7 protein-coding genes are annotated in these 6,057 nt (G+C 50.3%); 3 read left to right on the top strand and 4 right to left on the bottom strand.

From position 1 onward, the window contains the following. From IQ235_RS16260 to IQ235_RS16250, 3 genes are all read right to left on the bottom strand, one after another. The coding region (locus IQ235_RS16260) for a GlgB N-terminal domain-containing protein (protein ID WP_405196689.1) at positions 1-442 on the bottom strand (442 nt) is incomplete at its 3' end. 192 nt (positions 443-634) lie between these two features. Next, entirely contained in the window at positions 635-982 is a 348-nt protein-coding gene (locus IQ235_RS16255) for a hypothetical protein (RefSeq protein ID WP_319592607.1), read from the bottom strand. A 555-nt stretch (positions 983-1,537) separates the two neighbouring features. Then, positions 1,538-1,771 carry a hypothetical protein gene (locus IQ235_RS16250; RefSeq protein ID WP_264322485.1) on the bottom strand — a complete coding sequence of 78 codons (234 nt, stop codon included), beginning with the start codon at positions 1,769-1,771 and terminating at the stop codon, positions 1,538-1,540. Between the two features lie 247 nt (positions 1,772-2,018). Here IQ235_RS16250 and IQ235_RS16245 point away from each other — a divergent pair, with 247 nt between their 5' ends. The 3 genes from IQ235_RS16245 to IQ235_RS16235 all read left to right on the top strand — a co-directional run bounded on the left by IQ235_RS16245 (position 2,019) and on the right by IQ235_RS16235 (position 5,043). Further along, positions 2,019-2,447 (top strand): hypothetical protein, encoded by a 429-nt coding sequence (locus tag IQ235_RS16245; RefSeq protein ID WP_264322484.1) that lies wholly within the window; start codon positions 2,019-2,021, stop codon positions 2,445-2,447. Between the two features lie 233 nt (positions 2,448-2,680). Further along, the gene (gene glgA, locus IQ235_RS16240) at positions 2,681-4,054 is read left to right on the top strand and encodes a glycogen synthase GlgA (protein ID WP_264322483.1); all 1,374 of its coding nucleotides are present in this window, start codon (positions 2,681-2,683) and stop codon (positions 4,052-4,054) included. 575 nt (positions 4,055-4,629) lie between these two features. Beyond that, the gene (locus IQ235_RS16235; RefSeq protein WP_264322482.1) at positions 4,630-5,043 is read left to right on the top strand and encodes an FHA domain-containing protein; all 414 of its coding nucleotides are present in this window, start codon (positions 4,630-4,632) and stop codon (positions 5,041-5,043) included. Between the two features lie 27 nt (positions 5,044-5,070). Here IQ235_RS16235 and rbsK read toward each other — a convergent pair whose 3' ends face one another. Further along, positions 5,071-6,042, bottom strand: a complete 972-nt coding sequence (gene rbsK, locus IQ235_RS16230) for a ribokinase (protein WP_264322481.1) — start codon at positions 6,040-6,042, stop codon at positions 5,071-5,073. Positions 6,043-6,057: the final 15 nt, after the last annotated feature.

Below are 6,057 nucleotides of genomic sequence, written 5' to 3'. Positions count from 1 at the left end.
CTTCAACACCATCTACGGTCATCAAATGAGCGCCCAGCTTCTCGTAGATGCGATGGTGATTTCCTTCAGCAAATAAATGAATGTCAAGATCTGTCAGTTTGGACGAGCGGAAGGCGTAAGGATCGTAAATGACTTGTTGGCGATCGCCTTGTTCGGTTTTCAGTTGGTAGTTGGCTGGGGGCGAGTCGGAACTACAACCGGCAAGTGTGTCATCCAGAATACATTCAAAAAAATGAGGGTGATGAACCGACTGCATCGCTTGTTCGGTTCGGGCCTCTGGGAAAACAACCCATGCTGCTTCAGTATCGGGCAGGTACGCTCGCACCACCCAGACCTTTTTGCCATCGCGATCGATGTCGTGGAGTCCGAGAACTTCAAAGGGGTCGTGGTGTTGATTGTAAATAATACGGTCGATCTGCTCGGAGGCAATGGTATTGGACATGAAGCTACCTATGGGTGGGGTAAATAATACTTAATAAAGATTTATGAACTGTAATAAACAGTAGCAAATCTAAGTCAAACTCTCAAACGATCGCACCTTATATTTTTCGAGAGTGTTTTTTTAGAAGAGGGAATCCCGACAGGAATCGATTTTGGTCTTTCTTTCTCAAAAAAAACACCGACCGGATCTAGTTTAGAAGAAGGGGAGGATCGTGCGGAAAAATTTCAGCACTCGCAACAAAAAAACATTATGCTCGAATGCCGGATCGATTTGTGGGGGATAAGGCGAGGTTTGCAGTTCGGCTTGCAACTGGGCGTATTCTGCTGCGCTCAAAGGGGTTCCATCCACCGGAGATCGCGCTTCTAGAATAATTTCCGTGCGCAATACTTCTTCGGGAATGTCCTTCGGGGGCGGCAATGCGACTGCTGGTGCCACGATCGCCAGGGTACAAACCGACCAGGCGATCGCCCAGGCGATGATACGACGGAAATAAGTCGGGAGATCGATATCGGTGAGCCGGGGAAGTTGGGGAGAACGCATGGGAAACTGGGGCAGAAAGACGATCGCTTATTTTCTCGATGGGGTCTTTACCGATCTCGGCTGTGCAATTCAATAAAGTACCTTCCTCAGTAAAGATACGCGATCGGGGTGAAGAACCTTTACCTCTAGGGTTAGTCTGCTATTTTTTCGCACGTTCCGATGCGTGGTGCTATACCTTTTGAGAGCTTTGCGATCTTTAAACCCGCGCGCGACTCCTAGCCCTTTGGAGGGCATTTATACCAACGGAGTATCGCCATCAAGTCTTTTTTCTCAAAGGGTTCTAAATTTATGGCAGTTTGCGAAAACATAGACTCCGTATAAATTACGTAGAGCAGATTTTAGATGATTCAACGGGTTTAGCGGCTACTTATTCGCTTGCAGTCTACCTTTCTACTGCTATATAACAGGTGATACACTCGAGAATTCTCGGGACGATCGACACTATCGAAGTAATGTGAGGAGCGATTGTACTTAGATGCGCGATCGTCGCCGAGTGATTAACTTATCGCGCTTCGATCGAAACTGTGAATTGAAGATGTTCGATTCGATGCCAACTTACTGAGCTTCAGCTTCACCTTCGGGAACTTCCTCGATGGCTTCGATCTTTGTTTCGTCGGTTACATCTTCAACCGTTTCTTCCTTGGTTGCATCGGTTGCGCCTTCAGTGGCTTCGTTGACTTCTTCAGGAGCTGCATCAGTCCCTGGGGTAATTTCCTCAGTTTTCGAGCAGGCTCCGAGGGTGACAGCTAAGGTTAACAACAAAGCGGCACTAGCAAATTTGAGATTCATGATGTGTTTCCTCTTTTAACAGATTGTTTAAGCAAATGTACTTATTTAGATAAGATACTGCATTTAACCCAAAATTAACCAAAAAAAATGAAAAAAGGCGATCTGAATTCCCGTAATTGCCGAGCAGTGTAAGTTCTAGCGTTTCTTCGATCGCCGGGTTGAGTCAGAATGTTTTGCCTGAGAGTGACTTGCTAAATGTGCGTGCCCCGACAATCGTTCCCGTTTCCTTGGCGCGCGGGGTTCTATAATGACTCAAAACGATCGCGCGACCAACATGGGACAATACGAACGAACGATCTTGATGGCAGAAGACGAACTGACCGAGTACAGCAGCACTCTGCGTAAAATTGAGAAACTGCGCGTCAAAATCGGTCTGTCGGTGTCGAGAGAAGAACAGCAGCAACTCAAAAAAACACTCATGGCAGAACTTCCCACCGGCGGTATCGCCAAAACGGTGGAAACCCAACGACAAACCGCAGCACTGCCATTTTGGGGAATTGCCGGACTGGGGTTGTTATTTGGGATTGCCATGGCACAGCCGCTCGATTTTCTCTTCACCCTCGGCGGCGGGGCGATCGCTTATAAAATTCAGCAATGGGGTTGGCGAATGCAAGCCAAACGACTGGTACTACTGACCCTCGAAGAGATCGACGATCGCATCCAAGAGAGAGCATGAGGGAGCTGGGGGAGAGTGAATGGACAATTGACAGTAGACAATGGGTGAATCTTGGTTCTATCTATCTCCCCATTCCCCATTCCACACTTCGGAATTCTGAACTCCGAATTCCGAATTCAAAATCGATCCCCAGTTGTTTCAAAATATAAAATCTTCGATCCCCATCAATGATACCCTTGCCCTAGTAGCGACACGAACTCAAGAACTGGTAGTGAAGGGGAGACAAACCATCGATGCGAATTTTATTTGTGGCCGCAGAAGCAGCACCGATCGCGAAAGTTGGCGGCATGGGAGACGTGGTGGGTTCTCTGCCGCAAGTCCTGCGCAAAATGGGTCACGATGTCCGGGTTTTTCTGCCCTACTACGGTTTTCTCCCCGACAAAATGGAGGTTCCCAAGGAGCCAGTTTGGTGGGGAGATGCCATGTTCGAGCATTTTGCTGTTTACGAAACCCTGCTGCCGGGTACTGATGTTCCCCTATATTTATTCGGTCATCCGGCTTTCATGGGGCGAAACATTTACGGCGGACAAGAAGAAGCATGGCGTTTTACCCTGTTTTCCAACGGCGCGGCAGAGTTTGCTTGGAACTACTGGAAACCCCAAATCATTCACTGTCACGACTGGCATACGGGGATGATTCCGGTGTGGATGCACCAGACCTCTGATATTGGCAGCCTGTTTACCATTCATAACTTGGCTTATCAAGGACCGTGGCGATGGTACTTAGACAAGATTACCTGGTGCCCTTGGTATATGCAGGGTCATAATACTATGGCGGCGGCGGTTCAGTTTGCCGATCGGGTCAATACCGTTTCTCCCACCTACGCCCAACAAATCCAAACCACCGAGTACGGCGAAACCATTGAAGGTTTGCTCTCGTTTATCAGCGATAAACTCAGCGGCATCCTCAACGGCATCGATATCGAGAGTTACAACCCCGCAACGGATAAAGCGATCGCTCAAACCTTCACTGCCGAGACCCTAGAAAAACGTCGCCCTAACAAAATCGCCCTTCAAGAGGAGTTGGGATTAGAGGTCAATTCCCAAGCCTTTGTCATGGGGATGGTGACGCGATTGGTGGAACAGAAGGGGATCGATCTGGCGCTGCAAATTCTCGATCGATTTATGGCTTACACCGACTGTCAGTTTATCGTGCTGGGGACGGGCGATCGCTACTACGAAACCCAACTGTGGCAATTGAGCAACCGTTACCCCGGCCGGATGTCGGTGTATTTGCTCTACAACGATACCCTCGCCCGCCGCATCTACGCCGGTAGCGATGCATTTTTGATGCCCAGTCGGTTTGAACCTTGCGGTATCAGCCAACTGCTGGCGATGCGCTACGGTTGCGTTCCCATCGTCCGCCGAACGGGGGGCTTAGTGGATACGGTATCCCATCACGATCCCATGAACGAAGGGGGAACGGGATACTGTTTCGATCGCTACGAACCTTTAGATTTATTCACCTGCCTGATTCGGACTTGGGAAGGATTCCGCTACAAAGATCGGTGGGCGCAATTACAACAGCGGGGAATGAAACAAGATTTTAGCTGGGAGCGCTCGGCCGTACAGTACGAGGGGATTTATCGGGAGATTGTCGGCAGTTAGACCGTTGGCAAGCGCACGGCTTCGAGCGATTAATAAGAGTACTGCAAGAAAAAATCACCCAATACCCAACAACAATGTGGGATCGACTTCAGTCCGTTAATTACGGACGACAGTCTCCCATATTTACGGGATCGTTTATTTCTTGAAGCACTCTTAGGAAAGACAAGATGTTCCCTCGAACCCACTCCGACATTTTTGAGGTCTCACGAGGTCGAGAAATGCGATCGATTGAAACCATCGCGGCGAACCCTTCGCCCGGCACGCAATTCAAACTTTACGATTCTCCGCTTCCCGCTTTAACTAGGCTCCGGTCGCTAGTTTAGCTTTATAATATCCTCAGTCGATCCATTCTAGCTATCACGTCATCCCAACACCCAACTCAATCTCACAGATCGGCGATCTGTCTGTGGGGCGACACGCACGCTCGCAACCGATCGAAAGGTAAGAGTCGTTGGGTCAATCTAGCCTCCAACTCAGATAAGCCGCGACAGTCAGCTTTCGATGGAGAAAAAGTAGTATTATCGTTCGATTTTCTTCACTCAACAGTACGTGTGTCCTTAACTTTGTAAAATCTCGTGATTACTCTAGTCCTGTTGCATCCTACCCAAAATACGGTACTCCGGAGCTGGCAGTTTGATAACAAGCCCGCAATTCGGATCGGACGCGCGAAAACGAACGATGTAACTATTGTTAGTTCAGTCGTTTCCCGCCTCCACCTTGAATTGTGGAAGACCCCTTCTAACTGGGAGGCGATCGGATATGGAGCCAATGGGACTTACGTCAATGGCGAGCGTATCAATCAAGCGCCTGTCGCTGACGGCATGGTGATTCGCTTGGGTAGTTCCGGTCCCAAAATTCAGATTCAGCTAAGCGATACCAAAGAAGGCAACTCCATCGGAAGCGAGATTTCCAGAGATCGAGATATTTTGCGAACCACTCCCCCAGATGTGGCTCATCACATCAAAACGAAAGTGGATATCGGTTCCTAGTATCGTTATTCTCTGGTGGTAAACCCCTCAAACTTGCCGCTCGCGGAGAAAAGATTCTAAAGTGAGACGATCGCATAGGGCTGTTTGCGCACCGGGTTGAGTGGTCGCGATCGCTCCGGCAGCAGCAGCCTGGGTGAGGGCTTCGCGCCAGGAAACGTCTCGGGCGATCGCCGCAGCTAGCGCCCCATTGAAAGCATCCCCAGCGGCAACGGTATCGACGGCCGCGACGGAAAACGCCGGTACGAAGAAGCGATTCGACCTTGGCGCAGCAACACTTTCAGAGCTAGGAGACGCTTCACGAACGTCGGTGGTAGCGCAGTAAGCCCCTTGATGTCCTAATTTAACGATCGCCGTCCCCACTCCCCACTGCAGCAATCGATCTGCCGCCTTTGCTGCCGAATCGGGACACTCGACACAGATCCCCGTCAGTTGCGAGGCTTCCACTTCATTGGGGGTAATAATATCGATTTTGCGGTAGAGTTCTCGGGGGAAATTCAATGGCACGGGTGCCGGATCGAGGATGACGCGTACCCCCTGGTTGCAAGCTACATCGAGCGCCGTTGTAACACAGTCTAGAGGAATTTCGAGCTGGAGTAGCAAAACTCGTGCCTGTGGCAGTAGGCTCGCTAAGCGATCGATCTCAGAGGTATCCACCCGATGGTTCGCACCGGGTACGACGATAATATTATTTTCTCCAGTGTCATTCGTGACGATGGCAGCGACACCGGAATGGGTTTGTTTGTCGATCTCGACAGCATCAATATTCACACCCGCACCGCGCAACCCGGCCAGCAACACCTGTCCGAACTCGTCGGCACCCACGCGACCCACCAAATGAGTCTCAATTCCCAACCGCGCTGCTGCCACCGCTTGATTAGCCCCTTTACCGCCGGTCACCGTCGAGAAATTTCGACCGATGAGAGTTTCTCCCGGCTGGGGAAATCGGGACGCGCGGGTCACCAAATCCATATTGATACTGCCAACGACGATCGCACTCACCAGCCGACCCTCTTA

Source organism: Zarconia navalis LEGE 11467 (assembly GCF_015207075.1).
In the GTDB taxonomy this organism is placed as follows: Bacteria; Cyanobacteriota; Cyanobacteriia; order Cyanobacteriales; family Geitlerinemataceae; genus Zarconia; species Zarconia navalis.
Note: the sequence above shows the minus strand (reverse complement) of the source record. Positions and strands in the feature narration are given on the sequence as shown.

What these genes read in the sequence shown, in the direction of transcription:
- IQ235_RS16250 (WP_264322485.1), bottom strand. Translation starts at nt 1,771, where the DNA reads ATGAATCTCAAATTTGCTAGTGCCGCTTTGTTGTTAACCTTAGCTGTC.
- IQ235_RS16255 (WP_319592607.1), bottom strand. Translation starts at nt 982, where the DNA reads ATGCGTTCTCCCCAACTTCCCCGGCTCACCGATATCGATCTCCCGACT.
- IQ235_RS16245 (WP_264322484.1), top strand. Translation starts at nt 2,019, where the DNA reads ATGACTCAAAACGATCGCGCGACCAACATGGGACAATACGAACGAACG.
- glgA (WP_264322483.1), top strand. Translation starts at nt 2,681, where the DNA reads ATGCGAATTTTATTTGTGGCCGCAGAAGCAGCACCGATCGCGAAAGTT.